Origin of the sequence: Maricaulis sp., assembly GCF_048270095.1 — a bacterium.
Lineage (GTDB): Bacteria > Pseudomonadota > Alphaproteobacteria > Caulobacterales > Maricaulaceae > Maricaulis.
Genome location: NZ_JBLWTL010000005.1, coordinates 96371 through 116139, shown reverse-complemented (window position 1 = coordinate 116139; position 19769 = coordinate 96371). Strand labels below are relative to the sequence as shown.

General features: G+C 62.5%; 20 protein-coding genes and 1 other RNA gene. 7 read left to right on the top strand and 14 right to left on the bottom strand.

All coding sequences use genetic code 11. The features are described from left to right. Positions 1–81 precede the first annotated feature (81 nt). Positions 82–1194, top strand: a complete 1113-nt coding sequence (locus tag ACN0YJ_RS05045; RefSeq protein WP_417495519.1) for a GNAT family N-acetyltransferase — start codon at positions 82–84, stop codon at positions 1192–1194. Here the strand turns inward: ACN0YJ_RS05045 and ACN0YJ_RS05040 are convergent. The 6 genes from ACN0YJ_RS05040 to ACN0YJ_RS05015 form a co-directional block, all read right to left on the bottom strand. Beyond that, on the bottom strand, positions 1191–1913 hold the full coding sequence (locus tag ACN0YJ_RS05040) for a queuosine precursor transporter (RefSeq protein WP_417495518.1): 723 nt from the start codon (positions 1911–1913) through the stop codon (positions 1191–1193). The genes ACN0YJ_RS05045 and ACN0YJ_RS05040 overlap by 4 nt on opposite strands. A gap of 67 nt (positions 1914–1980) precedes the next feature. Then, complete coding sequence (gene recR / locus ACN0YJ_RS05035) at positions 1981–2586, bottom strand: recombination mediator RecR (protein WP_417495517.1); 606 nt, start codon at positions 2584–2586, stop codon at positions 1981–1983. 19 nt (positions 2587–2605) lie between these two features. Continuing rightward, complete coding sequence (locus ACN0YJ_RS05030) at positions 2606–2929, bottom strand: YbaB/EbfC family nucleoid-associated protein (RefSeq protein WP_417477944.1); 324 nt, start codon at positions 2927–2929, stop codon at positions 2606–2608. After that, positions 2926–4689 carry a DNA polymerase III subunit gamma/tau gene (locus ACN0YJ_RS05025; RefSeq protein ID WP_417495516.1) on the bottom strand — a complete coding sequence of 588 codons (1764 nt, stop codon included), beginning with the start codon at positions 4687–4689 and terminating at the stop codon, positions 2926–2928. Before ACN0YJ_RS05025 ends, ACN0YJ_RS05030 begins: the two co-directional genes overlap by 4 nt. An 84-nt stretch (positions 4690–4773) precedes the next feature. Beyond that, positions 4774–4872, bottom strand: an RNA gene (gene ffs, locus ACN0YJ_RS05020) — signal recognition particle sRNA small type. Positions 4873–5108: 236 nt separating this feature from the next. After that, a complete protein-coding gene (locus ACN0YJ_RS05015) occupies positions 5109–6281 on the bottom strand; it encodes a helix-turn-helix domain-containing protein (RefSeq protein WP_417489173.1) in 1173 nt (390 codons plus the stop codon). Here ACN0YJ_RS05015 and ACN0YJ_RS05010 point away from each other — a divergent pair. From ACN0YJ_RS05010 to nudC, 4 genes are all read left to right on the top strand, one after another. Beyond that, complete coding sequence (locus tag ACN0YJ_RS05010; protein ID WP_417495515.1) at positions 6265–7209, top strand: hypothetical protein; 945 nt, start codon at positions 6265–6267, stop codon at positions 7207–7209. The genes ACN0YJ_RS05015 and ACN0YJ_RS05010 overlap by 17 nt on opposite strands. A 55-nt stretch (positions 7210–7264) precedes the next feature. Further along, complete coding sequence (locus ACN0YJ_RS05005; RefSeq protein WP_417489171.1) at positions 7265–7939, top strand: hypothetical protein; 675 nt, start codon at positions 7265–7267, stop codon at positions 7937–7939. A gap of 96 nt (positions 7940–8035) precedes the next feature. Continuing rightward, positions 8036–9418, top strand: coding sequence for an MBL fold metallo-hydrolase RNA specificity domain-containing protein (locus ACN0YJ_RS05000; RefSeq protein ID WP_417495514.1), 1383 nt, complete (start codon positions 8036–8038; stop codon positions 9416–9418). Between the two features lie 73 nt (positions 9419–9491). Then, entirely contained in the window at positions 9492–10415 is a 924-nt protein-coding gene (gene nudC, locus ACN0YJ_RS04995; RefSeq protein ID WP_417489169.1) for an NAD(+) diphosphatase, read from the top strand. A gap of 65 nt (positions 10416–10480) precedes the next feature. Here nudC and ACN0YJ_RS04990 read toward each other — a convergent pair whose 3' ends face one another. Then, positions 10481–11005: a porin family protein gene (locus tag ACN0YJ_RS04990; protein WP_417489168.1), complete on the bottom strand. Its 525-nt coding sequence runs from the start codon at positions 11003–11005 to the stop codon at positions 10481–10483. Positions 11006–11342: 337 nt separating this feature from the next. On the opposite strand from ACN0YJ_RS04990, the gene ACN0YJ_RS04985 reads away from it, so the two are divergent. Continuing rightward, the gene (locus ACN0YJ_RS04985; RefSeq protein ID WP_417495513.1) at positions 11343–12053 is read left to right on the top strand and encodes a c-type cytochrome; all 711 of its coding nucleotides are present in this window, start codon (positions 11343–11345) and stop codon (positions 12051–12053) included. A gap of 75 nt (positions 12054–12128) precedes the next feature. Here ACN0YJ_RS04985 and ACN0YJ_RS04980 read toward each other — a convergent pair whose 3' ends face one another. From ACN0YJ_RS04980 to ACN0YJ_RS04970, 3 genes are all read right to left on the bottom strand, one after another. Continuing rightward, positions 12129–12980, bottom strand: coding sequence for an NlpC/P60 family protein (locus ACN0YJ_RS04980; RefSeq protein ID WP_417495512.1), 852 nt, complete (start codon positions 12978–12980; stop codon positions 12129–12131). Continuing rightward, positions 12920–13291, bottom strand: a complete 372-nt coding sequence (locus ACN0YJ_RS04975) for a MarR family transcriptional regulator (protein ID WP_417495511.1) — start codon at positions 13289–13291, stop codon at positions 12920–12922. Before ACN0YJ_RS04975 ends, ACN0YJ_RS04980 begins: the two co-directional genes overlap by 61 nt. 63 nt (positions 13292–13354) lie before the next feature. Continuing rightward, positions 13355–14713, bottom strand: a complete 1359-nt coding sequence (locus ACN0YJ_RS04970) for a leucyl aminopeptidase family protein (protein WP_417495510.1) — start codon at positions 14711–14713, stop codon at positions 13355–13357. Positions 14714–14831: 118 nt separating this feature from the next. On the opposite strand from ACN0YJ_RS04970, the gene ACN0YJ_RS04965 reads away from it, so the two are divergent. Next, on the top strand, positions 14832–15626 hold the full coding sequence (locus tag ACN0YJ_RS04965; RefSeq protein WP_417489163.1) for a tetratricopeptide repeat protein: 795 nt from the start codon (positions 14832–14834) through the stop codon (positions 15624–15626). Between the two features lie 51 nt (positions 15627–15677). On the opposite strand, the gene ACN0YJ_RS04960 is transcribed toward ACN0YJ_RS04965, so the two are convergent. The 4 genes from ACN0YJ_RS04960 to ACN0YJ_RS04945 all read right to left on the bottom strand — a co-directional run bounded on the left by ACN0YJ_RS04960 (position 15678) and on the right by ACN0YJ_RS04945 (position 19767). Continuing rightward, positions 15678–16175 (bottom strand): hypothetical protein, encoded by a 498-nt coding sequence (locus ACN0YJ_RS04960; RefSeq protein ID WP_417477934.1) that lies wholly within the window; start codon positions 16173–16175, stop codon positions 15678–15680. 61 nt (positions 16176–16236) lie between these two features. Then, positions 16237–17235, bottom strand: a complete 999-nt coding sequence (locus tag ACN0YJ_RS04955) for a type II secretion system F family protein (protein ID WP_417495509.1) — start codon at positions 17233–17235, stop codon at positions 16237–16239. A 10-nt stretch (positions 17236–17245) separates the two neighbouring features. After that, positions 17246–18238, bottom strand: coding sequence for a type II secretion system F family protein (locus ACN0YJ_RS04950; RefSeq protein WP_091766700.1), 993 nt, complete (start codon positions 18236–18238; stop codon positions 17246–17248). A 2-nt stretch (positions 18239–18240) separates the two neighbouring features. Next, positions 18241–19767, bottom strand: a complete 1527-nt coding sequence (locus tag ACN0YJ_RS04945) for a CpaF family protein (RefSeq protein WP_417477932.1) — start codon at positions 19765–19767, stop codon at positions 18241–18243. Between the last annotated feature and the right edge of the window lie 2 nt (positions 19768–19769).

Here is a 19769-nt window from a genome sequence, read left to right as displayed (position 1 = left end):
GTCGCCTGCAATTAGGCGTGATCCATCCGGCCCGCAACTTGCGTCTCCCCTCACAGGCGAGAACGGGGAAGCTGAGTGCACGTGAGAATCGTTTCAATCGGGGACATCGACGACGCAATGGTCTCGCGTTGGAACGCCTGGGCTTCGCCCGGTGGCCGGCTTGTCAGTCCCTATCTGAGATTTGAATTCACCCGGTGCATCGCCCGCGTACGCGACGATGTCCGGATTGCCGTCTTCGAAGATGCCGGGCAGATCATCGGCTTTTTCCCGCATCATGCGGCCCGCGAGGGCGTGATCCGGCCGATCGGCGCGCCAATGAGCGATTATCAGGGCATTATCGCTGCCCCCGGCCAGAGCTTTGATCTCAGGGCAGTCCTCGGAAGTGCCGGTGGTTCGGCGCTTGTCTTCGATAACTGGTATGGCCCGCTCACGGATCAGGCGGCACCCATGCGCGACATTGACGGCTCGACAATTGTCGATCTCGCGGGTGGCGCCGACGCCTATTTCGCGGCCCGGAAGACGGAATCGCCGTCACACTTCCGCAAGACGGCACGCCTGCAACGGAATGCGGAGCGGGATCACGGTCCGGTGCGCATACAGATGGGTGATCCCGACGGGCGCCTGTTCGAGACATTGAGCAACTGGAAACAGACCCAGTATCGCGCGACCGGCAAGCTCGACGTCTTCGCGATTGACTGGGTCCAGGCGGCGCTGACCGATTTACGCCAGGGCGAAGGCTCGGAATTCGGCGGCCTGACCGCGGCGCTCTGGTTCGGCGACCGGCTCGCCGCAGTCGAATTTGGTCTGGTTGCGGGCGAAGTTTACCATTCATGGTTCCCGGCCTATGACCCGGAACTGGCGAAATACTCACCGGGCCTGCTGTTGATGCAGGGCATTTTCAGACACGCAGCCGAACGCGGTATTGAGCGCGTCGATCTGGGCGCGGGCAGCGCTCACTACAAGAAATATTATCGCAGCTATGATGTCCCGCTCGGGCAGGGACGGGTGCTCGGCCGCGGACTTGCAGCGCTGGGTATACGCAGCTGGGAAATGACGGAATCTGCAGCCCGCATCATGCCCGGAAAGCTGGGTGAAATCCCGGCCCGCCTGCGCCGCCGCTGGGCCCAGGCCTCGGCGTTTGAATCCGGCCTGCCGCCACGACTGGCCAGCATGGCCCGGGCGCTGACGCTCTAGCCACGCAAGTCGAGCAAGCGCCGGCCTTCAGCGAAATTGCGGATCAGATAGATGGCCGGCGTATCGAACGCCGCCACCACGATCTTGACGACGATCTGCCCCAGGATCAGGCTGCCGATCGCTGCCATCGGTACCGCGCCCAGAAATCCGGCGCTGATGAAAATGACGCTGTTGAGGATTTGCGACGTAATCGTCGAAAAATTGTTGCGGAACCAGAGCCGGTTCTTGCCGGCGTCCCGCTTCTGGAAATAGTGAAAGATCAGAACGTCAGCGCAGGCGCTGATGCCGAAGGCGATCATGCCTGCAATATTGAGCCGGATGCCGGCCCGAAACACCGACTCGAACGCCGCCTGACGTTCCCCGGTCCAGTCCTCGGTGGCGGAGATGAAGGGGAAGACCTGTTCGGCATAGAGCGCATACATGATCAACAACATCATCAGCAAGCGCATCACCAGGCCGACCAGTACGACGCACAGGGCATAGCTGCGACCCCAGACTTCGCTGATCGCATCCGTTGCCAGATAGGTGAGACCGAAGGCGATGGTCCCGGCCGGGACCAGGACGGCAAGCCCGCCGATATGAAACTGCTGGAGCTTGACCGAGGTCAGCGCAGCCATGACCAGCGAGACCATGAAAAGGCCGATGCAGAAGAACAGGGTGACGGTCTTGCGCGTCAGCCGGATGTCCAGGTGCAGACTACGCTCCGCTTCATCGTCCATTGCCGGTCGCCTCTTCCTTGGTGGGTGAGTCGACAATAGAGCGATTTGCCCGGCTGAACAGGGCTGGTTAGACGGCCGCCCGGCTGCGGAAGGCTGCGGCCAGCGTCCCGTCATCAAGATAGTCGAGCTCGCCGCCCACCGGAACGCCGCGCGCCAGCGAAGTGACCGAGACACCCGTTGGCGCCAGCTTGTCCGCGAGGTAGTGCGCCGTCGTCTGACCATCGACTGTCGCGTTGAGCGCGAGCACGATTTCGACGATCTCCTCGCGCGCCGCGCGTTCGATCAGCTTGGCGATATTGAGATCGTCGGGCCGCACGCCATCGAGGGCTGACAACACACCGCCGAGCACGTGATAACGGCCCTTGAAGGCGCCGGCGCGTTCGAGCGCCCACAGATCGCCCACCGTCTCGACGACGCACAGCGCCGCCGGCTGCCGGCCCGGTGAGGCGCAGACCGCGCAGGGATTGGTGACATCGAGATTGCCGCACTCGCTGCAGGCGCCGATCTTGTCGGCGGCATCGCCCAGCGCCTCGGCGAGCGGACGCATCAGGCTGTCGCGCCTGCCGAGCAGATGCAGGGCGGCACGCCGTGCCGAGCGCGGGCCCAGGCCCGGCAATTTGGCGAGCAGCGCCATCAGGCGTTCGATTTCAGGTCCGGCAGAGGCGGTGCGCATCGGGTCGTATCCAGTCCGCTCAGCCCGGCATCGACATGCCGGGTGGCAATTGCAGGCCGCCCGCGACGTCTTTCATCACGTCCTGCTGCAGCGCTTCCATCTTGCGCTTGGCGTCATTATGGGCCGCCATCACCAGATCCTCGACCACTTCGCCCTCGGTGGGATTGAGCAGGGATGGATCGATCGACAGGGCGCGCATTTCGCCCTTGCCGCTCAAGGTCAGCGTGACCAGCCCGGCACCGGCTTCACCGACCACCTGGCTGGCGGCGAGCTTTTCCTGTGCTTCGCCCATTTTCTGCTGCATGGCCTGAGCCTGCTTCATCAATCCCATCAAATCGGTCATGCGCGATTCTCCGCTTGGCTGGTCTCGTCATCGGGTTCGGTGGTCGCGGCTTCAATCACGCGGACAATCTCGGCACCGGGGAAGAGACGCATCGCCTCTTCCACAGCCGGGTCGCTGCGAATATCAGCCATTCTTTCCTGTTTGCCGCGCTGGCGGCGTTCCGACCAGGTCTCGCCGCCCCTGGCATTGGCATCGGCGAGGATCATCCAGCGCGTCTCGGTCCATTCCTGCAAACGCTTGGACAGGCGTTGCGCCAGATCCGATGGTGCATCCTCGGCCGGCTGATAGGTCATCGCACCGGGTTTGAAGGAAACCGGGCGCACACAGCGCTCGACATCGAGTTGCAGAATGATATCGCGGCGTTCCTGCAGCATGGCGATCAGCGCTTCAAATGTGTCCGGGCCCTGCTGTACCCCGGGCGTATCAGTGGTGCCGGCCTCAGCGTCGAGCGCGGCTTCGGCACCGGCCGGCGCAGCGGCCGGCTCAGGCTTTCCCGGCGCCTCCCTGTCGGGAGCAGCCGGTGGCTGGCTAGCCAGGAGGCGAGCCGCATCTTCCGGTGGCGGCAACATCGAGGCCGCGACCAGACGCAACAGCGTCATCTCGGCAGCGGCCAGCGGATCGGGCGCGGTCCGGACGTCATCGAGTGCGGTCAGCAGGATTTTCCACAGACGCGTCAGCTGGGCCAGGCTCTGGCTTTCGGCGATCGCCGCGAGGCGTTGCACCGTATCGGCGGCCTCACCGAGATCGGCGCCGGAGCCGACCGCCTTCACCCGCGAGGCGGCATGGACATAATCGAGCAGATCACGTGTCACCACGACCGGGTCGCCGCCCCCATCATAGAGCGAAGTCAGTTCGGTCAGGGCTTCCTTGGTGCGGGCCCCCAGCGCATGTTCGAGCAGATCGAGCACGCGGGCGCGGTCGGCCAGACCGAGCATGTCGCGGATCTGGATCGCGGTTACCGGGCCATCAGCCTCGGCACCCTGGACAATCGCCTGGTCGAGCAGGGAGAGCCCGTCGCGCACCGAGCCTTCTGCAGCGCGGGAGATCAATGACAGCCCTTCGCGTTCCACCGCAGCCGATTCGAGGCCGCAAATCCGCTCAAGATGATCGGTCAGCACTTCGCGATCAATCCGCTTGAGATCGAAACGCTGGCAGCGCGACAACACCGTCACCGGGACCTTGCGGATCTCGGTGGTGGCGAAAATGAATTTGGCGTGCTCGGGCGGTTCCTCCAGCGTCTTCAACAGGGCGTTGAAGGCGGAGGTCGAGAGCATATGGACCTCATCGATGATGTAGACTTTATAGCGTGCCGAGACCGGAGCGTAGCGCACGCCCTCGAGGATTTCGCGAATATCGCCGACACCGGTGCGCGAGGCGGCATCCATCTCCATCACATCGACATGGGCCGAACGGGCGATGGCATCGCAATGCTCGCCGCGGATATCGAGCTTCATCGACGGCTGATTGATCTCGGCATTGCGGAAATTCAACGCCCGCGCGATCAGGCGCGCCGTGGTCGTCTTGCCGATGCCGCGCACGCCGGTGAGCATATAGGCGTGGGCGATGCGACCGGCCGCAAAGGCATTGGTCAGGGTGCGCACCATCGCCGCCTGGCCAATCAGGTCTTCGAACGTGTCGGGACGGTATTTGCGCGCCAGTACCTGATATCCGGGAACCGGGCCGGCCTTGGGCAGATCGAGCCCCGGCATCAGCGCCTCCGCTGCGCCTGTCTCGTCGGATGGCAGCGGCGTATCGTCCATATCGGCTCGCTTGACTGAGATTCGGGTGCCTGAAAATTCAGGTGACTGAAATCCGGGCTGCGCGGGGCTAATTGCGCTGGTGCGCGTGGAAGACCGGACAGCGACCCGTGCGAAAACTCGTTACGGCTGCTTCCTTCCGGACCTGACCGGGTTGGCGAGGAGCTCGTCCACCGCCGATCTTCCACGCTCTATATCGCAAGCCGGGCGGCATGGTGCAAGTCATGGCTTCACAGCGAACGGCGAAAACTCTCCGCGGCGATGCGCGCCTCGGCACCGGGAAAACTCGCATGGTCTTCGCGCGCGGCAACCAGGACGTCGTCTCCGATCACACAAGCGGTCCGATCGCGCGCATTCCGGTCAACCCGTCCGACCCTTGATCGATATCGTGCTTCCCGGTGTCGCTCCGCTACACCCCCGGGTCACGCCTCCGATTTCGACCGTCGATACTCACTTGGCGTTTGCCCGGTTTCCCGTTTGAACGCTTTGTAAAACGAGGACCGTGCGTTGAACCCGACCGACATCGCGACTTCGAGAATGGTCTCGGATCCCGCGGAGATGCGTGGTTCGGCCGCGCGAATTCGCCACTTGTTTATGTAATCAAAGAAGCATTCGCCGATGGTCTCGTTGAGAGTTTGCGAAATATGATTGGTCGGCGCTCCAATGTGGCGAGCCAATACGGGAAGTGAAATCGTCGGGTCGAGATAGATTTGATCCCGGACCATCGCAGCCTCGATCTTCGCCGCGATCCGTCCTGCCTGCTCCGGGGTCAATGCCGATCGGGTGTATTTCGCGTCTGAGCCGGAGATCGGTGAAGGTGCGGCAGTTTCGTCTGTCTCGTCATCAAGATAACGGCCCTCAAACCCCGGCTTTTGCCGCAAGCCCCAACTCGCCAATGACCAGACCAGGACAAGTGACATCAGCGCTGCGGTCTGCGGCCCCGCAAACGAACGCCCGGTGAAATTGTCAAAGACGAGGCTGACGAATGACAACAGCCATGTCGTCCCCATGATCAGGAGGAGCCCTCCGACCCATCTGAGTTCACTGTTTTCGGTACTGGCGAACAGCATTCTGAGACGACGGCGATAGGATGTCAGGCGGGACAGGATGCGAACCACATAGTAAGCCGACTGGATCATCCAGCCCAGCACGAGCGCGAAGATGAAAATCACGACGACGGCCGGAAAAAGCGCGCCGCTGGTCTCCCCGACAACAAAGATTTCGTGGCGTTCGGACGCCGGCAGCGAGTTCGCCAATACCATGGCCGCCAGACCAAAGCCGAACGGAATCAAATGGCGGGCTTCGCGACGATTCGGGCGCCAAACGCGCTCCGATGTCAGCGCCTCCACATACAAATAAAGCGCCGGACCCATGAGCAGATAGGCCGGAATGGTTATCGAGAAATATCGCGACTCCAGGGCCGGCAAGAATGCTGAGACAAGCGGGCCGGCACTGACGATACCCATTGCAATGAAAAACGTCGCCAGCGCCCAATACCCCGGCCATTGCGCAGATCGCATCGCCAGAATCGTCGTGCAAAGCGCGACCTGACCCAGTGTGGCCGTCGCAAGTGCCAGTGTGACGGTCTCGTTCAATGCTATCCTCCAGTTCGCGTCGCAGCGGCCCTCCCCCGATTCGGAAACCGGCACCGGCGATCTGCGAGCTGTCCTGCCCGACAGGCGTGAACATGTCCATGTCTCAGCCAATAGGCGCGGGCGACAGCATGTGCCGGTTCGGGCAGACATCGAGCAGTTCAGCCGTTCCTTTCAGTCATCACCTGACTGTGGCGGCACCCATCAGTTCACGAGGGCGGTCCTTGCCGGTCTCGTGTTTCGTTCGAGCAGGATAATCACCGGTATGATCAACTTTCAACGTCTTGGCGGCGCGGCAGCTATCCTGGCTGCTGGCACCTATCTCATTGGCTTCTGGTTTTATTTCACGGTCCTTGGGCCGGCGCGCTTTGGCAGTGGGCAGATCGATCCGGCGCAACATGTCTTGTTCCTGGTCGAGAACCAGTCGGTGATGCATGCGTGGAATTTGATCATCTACGTCGGCAATGCATTTTGTCTTGTCATCCTTGCGGTTGCCCTCCACCAGCGCGTGAAATCAGGCTGTGCCGGGTTGGCCCAAACCGCCACCAGCTTTGGCCTCATCTGGGCCGGACTGCTTCTCGCCAGCGGCATGCTCGCCAATGTCGCGCTTGGCAGAGTGATCAACCTGCAGGCCGCAGACTCGCCACTGACCACCACCGTCTGGCAGGTGCTCGCAATCGTGCAAGAGGGCCTGGGCGGCGGCAATGAGATCGCGGGCGGCCTCTGGATCCTGTTGCTGAGCTGGGCGGGTCAGTGGTCGAAATCCCTGCCAACCGGACTCAATGCGCTGGGTGCCATTATTGGTACAGCCGGCCTGCTGACTGTCGTGCCGGCGCTGGGCGAGGCGGGAAGCGTCTTCGGGCTCGGCTTCATCGTCTGGTTCATCTGGGTCGGCGGTGTGTTGATGTTCAGCCGCTCCCGACACGCGTGAACAGTTCGAGCTTGACCCGGCTCGTCCCGAACACACAGAGAGAGAGAGTTGGCCAATGGAAATCCCGCAGATAGCGCTTGTCCACTTGATAACCGGTTCGGTCACGGTCCTGGCCGGATCGGTAGCGATACTGTCTCGCAAGGGGCATTTCGTGCACCGCTTTGCCGGAAACCTTTTCCTGGGCTGCATGATCGCCCTGGCATTGAGCGGCATCTATTTGAGCTTCACGCGCGAGATTATCTTCACCGGCTTTCTCGGTGTTTTCGCCCTCTACCTTGTGGCCACTGGCTGGGTTGCAGCAAAACGAACTGATGGGACAACGGGTCGGTTCGAAACCATCGCGTTTTCTGTCATTATCGTCTGTGCGTTTGCCTGTGCGATCAGTGGATTCTTCGCACCGGCCAGCCTTGGGGAGCCGGAAGACCTCCCACCACCGGCTGCGTATTATGTGCTGGCCGCGCTGGCGATGTTCTTCGGGGTGCTGGACTTTCGGCTTATCAGGCGCCGCGGCCTTTCAGGCCGCAACCGCATCGCGAGACACCTCTGGCGGATGGGCTTTTCCATGTTCATCGCCGTGACTATATTCTTCCTGGGAAACAGCAATGTCTTGCCGGAGTTCCTTCAGCACCCTCCTTTGCTGGTCGCGCCGATCCTGGCTGTCGTGATCCTCACAGTGTTCTGGCTCGGACGCGTCTTGCTTTCGGGCTGGCTGGCACCCAATCGCGAATAGTTCACCGGACAAGGCACGAGTGCCGGATATTTCTTTCGACAGCCCGCAGCATCTTGATACGATTGGCGAACCCGCCGCCCTCGGGCGCCGCCGAGAATGAAACGGAGCCCCGCCTTGACCGAGATGAGCCTGACCTGCATGGGGGCCGCCGGCACCGTCACCGGTTCGCGACACCTGATCGAGGCGGATGGCAGGCGTATCCTGCTTGATTGCGGGATGTTCCAGGGCCGACGCGATGTGCGGACCCGCAATTGGGACCCCTTCCCGGTCGCACCGCGTTCGATCGACAACGTCGTTCTGTCGCATGCCCATATGGACCATTCCGGCTATGTGCCGCGCCTGATCCGCGACGGCTATGCGGGCGAAATCCTGTGTTCGCCGCCGACAATTGATCTGTGCGGGATATTGCTGCCCGATAGCGGCTATCTGCAGGAACGCGATGCCGAATACGCCAATCGCAAGAAATTCTCCCGCCATGAACCGGCCCTGCCGCTCTATACCGAAGATGAGGCTGAAGCCTCGATGGAAAGCTTCCGCCCGGTCGAGTTTGGGGTCGAGACCGATATTGGCCATGGCGCACAGCTGCAGCTGCGCCGCGCCGGCCACATCCTCGGCGCCGCAACGGTGACGCTGAAATGGCATGATCGCACGATCGCGTTTTCCGGCGATCTGGGCCGCTATGATGACCCGGTCCTGTTCGATCCCGAACCCATCGGGCACGCCGATTATCTCCTGCTGGAATCCACCTATGGCAATCGGCTGCATCAGCAGGGGGATGCGAGCGAAGTACTGGCCGAAATCGTCGAGCGAACCACCGCACGCGGCGGCACGGTGGTCATCCCTTCCTTCGCCGTCGGACGGGCGCAATTGCTGACCTATTATCTGTGGAAGCTGAAAAAGGCCGGCCGGCTGAGAGCCGTGCCGGTCTATCTCGACAGCCCGATGGCCATCAATGCCAGCGCCATTCTGCGCCATCATTTCGGTGACCACAGGATATCGCCCGAGGATGCCCGGGAGATCGGCGACATGGTCAATTATGTCCGAGACACCGAGGATTCCAAGGCGCTCACCGTAGACAAAATGCCGAAAGTGATCATCTCGGCAAGCGGTATGGCGACCGGCGGGCGCATCCTGCACCACCTCAAATCCTATGCCCCGGACCCGCGCAACACGATCGTCATCTCGGGCTTTCAGGCCCCGGGAACACCCGGCGCGACCCTGGTCGCCGGTGCCGACGAACTGCGGATCCACGGCCGCAATGTGCCCATCCAGGCCGAGGTGGAAGAGATATCCATGCTGTCAGCCCATGCCGATAGCAATGAGCTCATGCGATGGCTTCAGGGTTTCAAAAAGCCGCCACGCAAGACCTTCCTTGTGCATGGTGAACCGGCCTCCTCGCGCGCCTTGCGCGAACGGATTGAGCGCGAGCTGGGCTGGTCCTGCGAGACACCCGGCCATCTCGACCGCTTCATGCTTTGAGCCGGGCGCCCGTTGAAGCGCGTCCGGAACCCGAGTAGACCCTGCGACTTGCCCCTGCCCCCGGGAGTTAGCCATGAGTGACCGTTCCATCCTGATTAATCGGCCGCCGCTCGTGTTTGCCGGGTCGCCACTGGATCGCGGTGAACTCTTGCGGCGTGACCCTGACAAGCTCGCCGCCCAGGCCGGCCGCGAGAATGCCTGGACCATGGTGCTGTTCCGGGGCCTGCCGGCGATTGCGGGGGGCGACGGGCTGGGCTGGATGAAGCTCGACGAATGCGCCCGGCTCTACGGCCCGGCCCTGTTGCAGGTCTATCTCGGCGAATTGCGTGGCGATCCGGTCTTCGCCACCGAACTGGCCCAGGAACCACCAGCCGAGGCCGGCCTCGCCTTCATGGATGCGCGCCAGGCGGCAATGGCTTTGAGCCAGAGCGAGGCTGCGATTTTTGCCCACGCCAAGGCACTGCTCGCCTGGCATGAGCGCCACGGGTTTTGCGCCAATTGCGGCCTGGCGACAGAGATCGTCTGCGGCGGCGCGAAACGAGTGTGTGGCGGCTGCCAGGCCGAGCACTTCCCCCGCGTCGATCCCGTCGTGATCATGCTCGCCATTGATGGCGAAAATTGCCTGCTCGGACGCCAGGCCAGCTGGCCCCCGGGCATCTGGTCGGCCCTGGCCGGCTTCGTCGAGCCGGCCGAAACCATCGAGGAAGCCTGCGCCCGCGAATTGCAGGAAGAAGCCGGCGTCGTCGCTGACACGGCCGCCATCCGTTATGTGATGACCCAGCCCTGGCCTTTCCCCTCCTCGATGATGATCGGCCTGGTCGCGCCGGTCACCGATGCCACCGTGACCGTCGACGAGAACGAGCTGGAAGATGCCCGCTGGTTCAGCCGCGACGAGGTTCGCGCCATGCTCATCGGCCAACATCGCGAGGCCCAGTTGCCGCCATCGGTCGCCATCGCCCGGCGCCTGGTGGAATTATGGGCTGACGGGGAAATCTGAACCCCAAATGCAAAAAGGGCCGCACGCTTGGCGTACGGCCCCATTCTGCGGTCTAACGGGGGCGCTTAGCCGCCGAAACGGCGCACATAGCTGATGCCATAGACATCAGAGCTACCACCACCATCATAATCGAAATTGGTGTAGTCCAGGCGGACACCATTGCGGCTGTCGAACAGGTATTCGCCGCCAATGCCATAGGCCCAGGCGTCGGAGTCGGCACTGCCGGAGAAGCCGGCGACGCTCGCGTCGATCTGGGAATTGGTGTAGCCGGCGCGCAGGAAGACATTGCCGTATTCATTGCTGAACGGGCGGACAACGCCGAACACGCCAACAGCGTAGTCGAGGCTGACATCGGCGGTAACGCCGAGCTCGGTCACGCTGTCATCGCCAACGCCGATATTGGCCTGACCCTCTACGCCGAAATACCGATTGAAGTCGTAGCGACCCCGCAGCACGACTGAATCAAGGTCAACACCGTCACCACTGAAGCGCTCATAGCCGGCGCCGAGAGTATAACTTGTATCCTGGGCCTGCGCGACCGAACCGATCGCAAGAGCCGAGAGAGAAGCGGCAATAATGGTACGCATCATTTTGTCATTAACCTCAGGTAACAATTTCGTAATGCACGCGAAATGCGTGCGGCTTAGAGGTCTGATCTCGTCCCGCAATCCGGTGTTTTCAAGGCATGGATTAAGGCGCTTCCGTGGCAAATGCAGCGTCCGGCGATGGATCGCTTGCCGGCGTGGTCAGACATGTGGGGACCGGCTTTTGCGCCCGCAAGCGCGCCACAGATATTGCACCCCGGCTCCAGACAGCACAAAATGCGGCGCGATACCGCATGCACAGGAACGCGCTAGCCTGTTGCCTGCAAGCGCGGCGCATGCCAAACACGGCTCAACTTTCGGCTAAATCATAACGGGGGCGTCGATGGGCGATCTCTTCTTCAACAAGATTGCTGGCGTCATTATTGGCGGCATTCTTGCCATCCTGGCGATCACTGAACTCGGGCACATGCTGGTGAAATCCCATGCAGCCGACGAGCTGACAGCTGAGAACACGGCGTATCCGGTTGACTGGGCAGCGCTTGAGAGCGACGGGTCCGCCTCGCAGGAAGCCGTTGTGGAAGGCCCAACCGATTACGGACTTCTGCTGGCCAGTGCCGATATCGGTGCCGGCGAACGCGTCGCCCGTCGTTGCCAGTCCTGCCATAATTTCGAGAATGGCGGCGCCGATGGTACCGGCCCTCATCTCTGGGGCGTCGTCGGACGCGCTGTCGCATCGGTTGCGGGCTTCAGCTATTCGGAGGCTCTCAACAGCCTGGGTGGTGATTGGGGCTATGCCGAGCTGGATGGCTATCTCGAACGCCCATCCGCCTATGCACCGGGCACTGCGATGACTTTCGCCGGCTTGCGCGATGAAGGCCAGCGTATGGACCTGATCGCCTATTTGCGCAGCCTGTCGGACACACCAATGGCCCTGCCTGATCCGCTGCCCGCCGACGCGCCGGACGCTGTCGAAGCGGCGATGACCGATGCCATGGACGCGGTGGACATGCCGGCGGCGCAGGATGCGACCGAGCCCATGGAGGCAGCCATCGACGAGGCAGCCCCTGCCGAGCTCCCGAACGACGGCCATTAAGGCCTGATCGGACTGATGACAAGAAGGCCCCCGGAACGCATGTTCCGGGGGCTTTTTTTGTCTGAAAAGCGGAAATCAGGCTTGGCGGTATATCGCGCGGACCGGGGCATGGGCTTCGCGAATGCGGCGTTCAGCCGCTCCGAATTCCTCGAGCGTGACATCCATCCAATGGCCATTGGCGTGCAGCAAGTGTTCGCTGTCAGTCATGATGCCAACATGCCCCGGCCAGAAGACGATGTCGCCGCGCTGGCGTTGCGGGTTTCCGGTCACATCACGCCAGTGCTTGGCCAGATACGCTTCCTGCTGATCGGAATCACGGGGCAAGGCTGTCCCCGCCGCAAGAAGCGCCATCTGCACCAGGCCGGAACAATCGAGACCAAGGCTCTCTTTCCCGCCCCAGAGATAGGGTGCGCCGAGAAAGGATTCGGCGACGGCGACAAAATCGGACGCGCGCTCGTCAAGCGAGCCACAATGCGGCACGAACACCCAGCCCAGCCCGATCGCCTCGACATAGCGGCTTTCGCGACGGCCGGCCCTGAAACTGCAATTGAGCGACAGCAAGAGGTTAGGCTCGGATTTGAGGTCCGGTTCGGAGAAGGCGTAGGTGCGGAGCGCCGTCACCCGGTGGTCCACCGCTTCAACCTCACGGCTCAGGGACAGCAAATCGACCCAGCCAACAAAACCGTCAGCGCGGGAAAAGCCCCACCCCCAACCATCCTTCTCCTCGAGCAGGGCGAAAATATCGCCGGCCAATAGCTGGTCATCCACGGCGCCGTCAGCTTCCGGCGTGCGGCGGATCGCGACCGAGGCGGCAATCGCCTGATAGTCCACCGGTTCAACAAAACGCGTCGCCTCGACCTGCCCCTTCAGATGGGCAGCGGCAAGGTCGGGGCGTGCCGGTGTGAGGCGGGGATCCAGAGCGGGCATGAGGCGGTCTCCTCGGCGCGGTGAGCAACGGTTTCGCCGTAATCGTACAGAAACACGGCCCCTTTGACAGTGCGATGCACCGAGACATCGCGCCGGTCGGTCTGGTCGCGCTTGCGCCGGATGAAGCCAAGGCGTTCGAGCACGTCGAGCGCCCGGGTCACCGCCGGTTTTGGCAGGTCGAGCGCCTGCGCCAGTTCACGCACGCTATGGGGTCCCGGGCGCATGAAAATCGCCAGCAGGAGCGCGAACTGGCGCGCTGTGAGATCGGCCGCAGCCCCGCGAACGGCATCCGCCGAGACGCGTCTCATCATCTCAAGCGATGTCATCGCCTGCGAAGCCATATTGCTACCCTGAAGCCCGTGATCGATTCGGGCCTAGTTTACGAAGCGCTGTTTGAGCATTTGGTAAACGGCACGCGCGCCCTGCATCTCGCCGCCCTTGGGCCGGCCGGGGCGATCCTTCAGATTCCAGCCAAAAATGTCGAAATGCACCCATTTGGATGTCCCGACAAAGCGGCGCAGGAAGAGCGCGGCGGTGATCGAGCCGGCCAGCGGGATGGCGGCACTATTAACGATGTCGGAGATATCACCCTCGATTTCGCGCTCATAACCATCCCAGAGCGGCATGCGCCAGAGCGGGTCAGCGACGGCATTTCCGGCCGCGAAAATCTCCGCTGCCAGGGCCTCGTCATCGGTATAGAAGGGCATGACTTCCGGGCCGAGCGCCACGCGGGCCGCACCGGTCAGGGTCGCGAAATCGATCAGCAGGTCCGGCTTGTCCTCAACGGCGCGGCTCAGCGCATCGGCCAGCACGAGGCGGCCTTCCGCATCGGTATTGTCGATCTCAACCGTGATCCCCTGGCGCGAGACCAGGATATCGCCGGGCCGGAAAGCATCAGCACCCACCGCATTCTCGACCGCCGGCACCAGGACATGCAGCCGCACGGGCAATTTCGCCGCCATCACCAGTTGGGCCAGCCCCATTGCATTGGCGGCGCCGCCCATATCCTTCTTCATCCAGCGCATGCCGGCGGCCGGCTTCAGGTCGAGCCCGCCGCTATCGAAACACACACCCTTGCCCACCAGGGCCAAACGCGGATGCGCCGGATCGCCCCATTCCAGTTCGAGCAGGCGCGGCGCTTCGCCGGCGGCGCGGCCGACGGCATGGATCATCGGGAAATTCTGCTTCAAAAGCGCGTCGCCCTTGGTGACGGTGAGCTTGGCGCCATGCTGCTTACCCAGTTTCCGGAAGGCCGCTTCGAGCCCCTCCGGGCCCATGATATCCGCCGGGGAATTGACCAGGTCGCGCGTCAGCATCGCCGCAGAGGCAATCGACGTGATTTCGGCGATATCGGTCCCGGCAGGCGGCACAAGGCGCGCAGGCTCGCGCTCAGCGGCCTTGAACAGGGTAAAGCGATAACTGCCCAGCGCCCAGGCGAGCGAAACGAGGCCGGGATTGAGCGCGTCAGGCATGTCATCGATCTGCCAGTCACCCTCGGGCAAGCCAAAGGCTGCTGCGCCGAGGGCAAACGCATCCTCGCCATTGCCGATCCCGAACAAGGCTCCCGAAATACTGTCGGATGGCAGCAGAACGATCTGGCCAGGCTTGCCCGCGAAACCCGCCGCGAGCGGGCGCTCGGCGGCCGGAAGCTGGGCGACCACATCGTCGCGCTGCGCCTGGCTGACCAGACGAACGGTGCGCGCCGAAGCCGAGGACGAGAAAAACGAATTCATGGGGCTGACCTTCCCTGCGGGATCATGGTGCGGCGATATCGCCGGCGCCGTGTGTATTAACGCATTCTTGACCGGGCGGGCGCAGATTCAAGCCAGGCTCGCAGTAAATGGTCCCGTCATGCGCATCTCATTCCTCGCCATCCCCCTTGCCGCCCTTGTTCTGACCGCGTGCGCGACGACAGCGCGCACCGACGAGGAGCAGGCGCTCGCCGCCGAACTCGATGCGCGCAGCATCGTGCCCGCAACCAGTCAGGAACGGGTCGCGATCCGAAGCCAGGACATGTTGACCCAAGCGACATTCTGGGCCGAGGCGCATGAACTCAACCCTTCCGATCTTGAAGCGGCCTATGAATTGTCCAATGCGCTGCGCCAGCTGGGCAATCCACAGCGGGCCATCGAGATTGCGCAGCAGGCCCTGGCCCTCCATCCGGGCAGCCCGCAATTACTGCTCGCCTATGGAACCGCCCTCACCTCAACCGGCCGCGGCACCCGCGCCACCGAGCCGCTGCGCCGGGCGGCGCAGGCTGATCCGACCAATTGGCGCGTCTTCAACACGCTCGGCGTCGCCTATGAGCAGGGTGGCCAGCCCGACCAGGCCCGGCAAAGCTTCCGCAGCGCCCTGGTTCTTTCACCGGGAGAGCCAACGGCAATGTCCAATCTGGCGCTGTCCCATGCGCTGTCAGGCGAAGCGGAAACCGCCGAGCGCATGTTGCGCGAAGCCATGATCCGGCCCGGCGCCGAAGCCGCAGTACGCCAGAATCTCGCCCTTGTGATTGCCTTGCAGGGCCGGTTCGCGGAAGCCGAGGAAGTGGCACGCTATGATGTCACACCGGCGATGGCCGAATCGAATATGGCCTATGTCCGCGCCATGCTGACCTCACGACGCAGCTATGATTCGCTGCGCGGGGACTGACGTCTTCGGTTCCGGGATTGAAGTCGGCTGATCGAAACCGGAAGTCCGGGATCAGCTTTCGACAAGCGGAATGGCGGGCGGCGGCGGTGGCGGCGGCGCGATCTCGGCATCATCCATTTTCTTGAGCGGAAAGTCCTTGCGCAGCAAGGGCGTCACCATGGTGTGATCGAAGCGGAAATCTTCCACAAGAATCCGCATTTCCATCGGTGCCTTGCCGCCCTTGGAGGCTTCGCTGGCTCGATAGAGCGCGTACAGGCGAAGATAATTCTTGTCGTCGCGGCCCATCGAAGTGTCGTCGAGACGGGCACAGACGCTGATCAGCTTCTGGATTCCCTGTTTGTGACGTCCCGTTTTGAGCTCGATCATCGCCGTGGCGAGATCCACCTTCCAGCCCATATCCGCGAAATGGGTTTTCGGCGCAGCCGCCAGCGCCTTGCGCGCTGCCGCAACATCATCCTCAAAGATCGCAGCCATGGCTGACGCCACAGCCAGATCCGCTGCATCGATCTGGTCGCGGAGCTTGTCCGCCGATTTGCGCCCGGAAAACATGGGCTGTGTCCACCTGTCCAACATGGGGCACACTATTCAAATAGCGCGCCAACTGAGGCCATCACATGCTGTTGAAGCGAATGATGGCCGGTCCGAGGATAACCACGAACAGCACGGGCAGGAAGAAGACAATCATCGGCACTGTCAATTTTGCAGGCAGTGCAGCGGCTTTTTTTTCGGCATTGGCCAGGCGCATGTCGCGATTTTCCTTCGCCATGACCCGCAGGGCCTGACCCAGGGGCGTACCGTAGCGCTCGGCCTGGATCAGCGAGGTACAGACGGCCTTGACGCCGGGATGATTGGTGCGTTTGGCGAGATTTTCGTAGGCGACACGGCGATCGGGCAGATAGGCGAGCTCGGCCGTGGTCAGGGACAACTCCTCCGCCAGTTCGAGCGACTGATTTCCAATCTCGGTGGCGACCTTGTGGAAGGCAGCCTCGATCGACATGCCCGCCTCGACGCAGATCAATAGCAGGTCCAGCCCGTCGGGAAATGATCCCATGATGGATTGCTGACGGTTGGCGGCGGCGTTTGAGAGATACAGGTTCGGCGCGTAGTAGCCGAGCATGCCAAAGCCGAGCGAGAAACAGACCCGGGTGATCGTCGGCAGGCCGAAATCATTGACCATGAAGACATAGAACAAGGCCCCCGCCAGCAGGATGAAAGGCATGGTCAGGCGGAAGAAGTAGAAGGTGACCGCCGGGCGGCTGCCGCGGAATCCGGCCTGTTGCAGCTTCATCTGCAAAGCGGGGTCTTCGAAGGCCTTTTGCAGGTTGAGGGAATCCACCACCTTGCGCATCACGCCCTTGGCTTCAACACTGCGGATCGAACCGCCGCCGCGCCCGCGCGAATTGGCCTCGAGCTGTTCGCGATTGCGCTTGCGCAATTCCTCGCGCCGGTTGCGAACCGACTTGACGCGCTTGTCGAGATTGTCGCCGCCCATCATTGGCCCGGCGAGGGTGACGATGGTGGCGAAGACCAGGATGGCGGAGATCGCCATCACAAGCATTTCCGGGTCGGTCAGAAAGTCGCGCAAATCGTTGAAGCTGATGCCGAACATGCCCATCGCCTCACATTTTGAAATTGATCATGCCGCGCATGACAAAGATCCCGATCGCCATCCAGGTCGCGCCGCCGAGCAGCATGAGCTGGCCGGTGGGGTGGATGAACATCTGGCTCATATAGTCTGGCGTCGTGGCGTAGACGATGGCGAGCACGCCTGGTGGGAGCGAGCCGATGATCGCCGCCGAGGCCTTGGCCTCGCCGGACAGGGCGTCGATTTTTTCGCGCATCATCCGGCGTGCGCGCAGGACGCCAGACAGATTGCCCAGGGTCTCGGCCAGATTGCCACCGGTCTTTTGCTGGATGATCAACACGGTACGGAAGAAGTTGAGCTCGGGGAGCGGCATGCGCTCACACATTTTGTCGAGCCCGTCCTCCAGTGACTGACCGACCCGCAAGCCTTCCGTCAACAGCTGGAATTCCGAGCAGATCGGCTCCGGGGATTCGCGGGCGATAATGTTGAGGCACTCATTGAGCGGCAGGCCCGATTTGACGCCGCGCACGATGATGTCGATGGAGTTTGCAAACTCGCCAGTGAATTTGCCCTGACGGCGGCCTCGCAACAACCCGAGCGTCCAGCGCGGCATGCCCAACCCGGAAACCAGTGCAATGCCTGCCGAGACCAACAGGCTTTGCCCGGTCACCAGAGCGATCAGGAAGCCGGCCACACCGAGGCACGCCGAGGTAATCCAGAACGCGGTCGGGGTGAAACTCATCCCGGCCTGCTGGATTCGCGCCTTCAGGGTAATGGATTTCTTCCGGATATCCTTCTGGCGTTGCTCCATGTCCTTGAGCGAATCCTGGACCTGGCGGCGCCGTTGAGCGGCGCTGTCGAGGGTCGCATTCGCGCGCTTGGAACGGGCAGGCCGCCCGCCGACCGCCCGGTCGAGACGTTTTTTCGACTGGGCATCGCCCATCGCACCCAGAGTGACCCAGCCGACGCCGCCAACTGCGAAGAAGGCCGCGGCCGCGGCGAGGATAAAGGCAAGGTCGGGGCTCATGCTCAGGCCTCCGACGCGTCGAGGGCAGCGGCCAGTTCGCGGTCAAGACCGAAATAGCGGGCGCGGTCCCAGAATTTCGGACGCGCGATACCGGTCGAGACATGGCGACCGGTAATGCCGCCATCATCATCCTCGCCCTGGATTTCATAGAGGAAGAGATCCTGGGTGACGATGACATCGCCCTCCATGCCGATCACTTCGGTAATGTGCGTGATCTTGCGCGAGCCGTCGCGCAGGCGCGCTGCCTGGACGATGACATCGATCGAACCGACGATCATTTCGCGGATCGTGCGGGTCGGCAAATTATAGCCGCCCATGGTGATCATGGATTCGATCCGCGCCATGGCTTCGCGCGGTGAGTTGGCGTGCAGCGTGCCCATCGAGCCGTCATGGCCGGTATTCATCGCCTGCAGCAGATCAAAGCTTTCCGGCCCGCGGACCTCGCCAACGATGATGCGTTCAGGGCGCATACGCAGGCAGTTCTTGACCAGGTCACGCATGGTGACCTCGCCACTGCCTTCCAGATTGGGCGGGCGGGTCTCGAGACGGACCACGTGCGGCTGCTGAAGCTGCAGTTCGGCGGCATCTTCGCAAGTCACGACGCGCTCATCGAGTTCAATGAAACCGGTCATACAATTGAGCAGCGTCGTCTTGCCGGAACCGGTACCGCCGGAGATCAGCACGTTACAGCGGCTGGCACCGATAACGGCGAGCACCTTGGCGCCTTCCGGCGTGATCGAGCCGTAATTGACCAGATCGGGCATGGTCAGCTTGTCTTTTTTGAATTTCCGGATGGTGAGGGTCGGGCCATCCAGCGCCAGAGGCGGCGCGATGACGTTGACCCGGGAACCATCGGCGAGACGCGCATCACAGATCGGCGAGCTTTCATCAACCCGGCGGCCGACCTGGCTGACGATCCGCTGACAGATATTCATCAGCTGGGCATTGTCACGGAAGCGGATATTGGTCTTCTCGACCTTGCCATTGACTTCGATGAAGACGGCATCGGCGCCATTGACCATGATGTCGGAGATGTCATCCCGGGCCAGCAAGGGCTCGAGCGGGCCATAGCCGAGCACGTCATTGCAGATGTCCTGGAGCAGTTGTTCCTGCTCGGCGATCGACATCGCAACATTCTTGATCGAGATAATCTCGGTGACGATGTCGCGGATTTCCTCCGCGGCCGTCTCCTGGTCGAGACGCGACAACTGGCCCAGATCAATCGTATCGATCAGGGCATTGAAGATCGTCGTCTTGATTGCGTAATATTCTTCAGACCGCCCACCAACCGGGTCGGCCGCGACACGTGCGGTGCGCGGCACGGCTTTGGCGGCCGGCTTGTTGGCTGGCTTGGCAGCCGGTTGCGGCGCCAGTTTGGCGGCCAGCTTGCTACCTGAATTCGCCGCTGTGTCGGATGCGGTACGGGTCGCAGAGCTGGCAACAGGCGCGGCGCGGGCCTCGGCCCGCTTCGGGGCCGGTGCCGCCGGTGCCGGCGTCGGTTTTGGACCTCCAGCCCGTTTTCCGAACATGA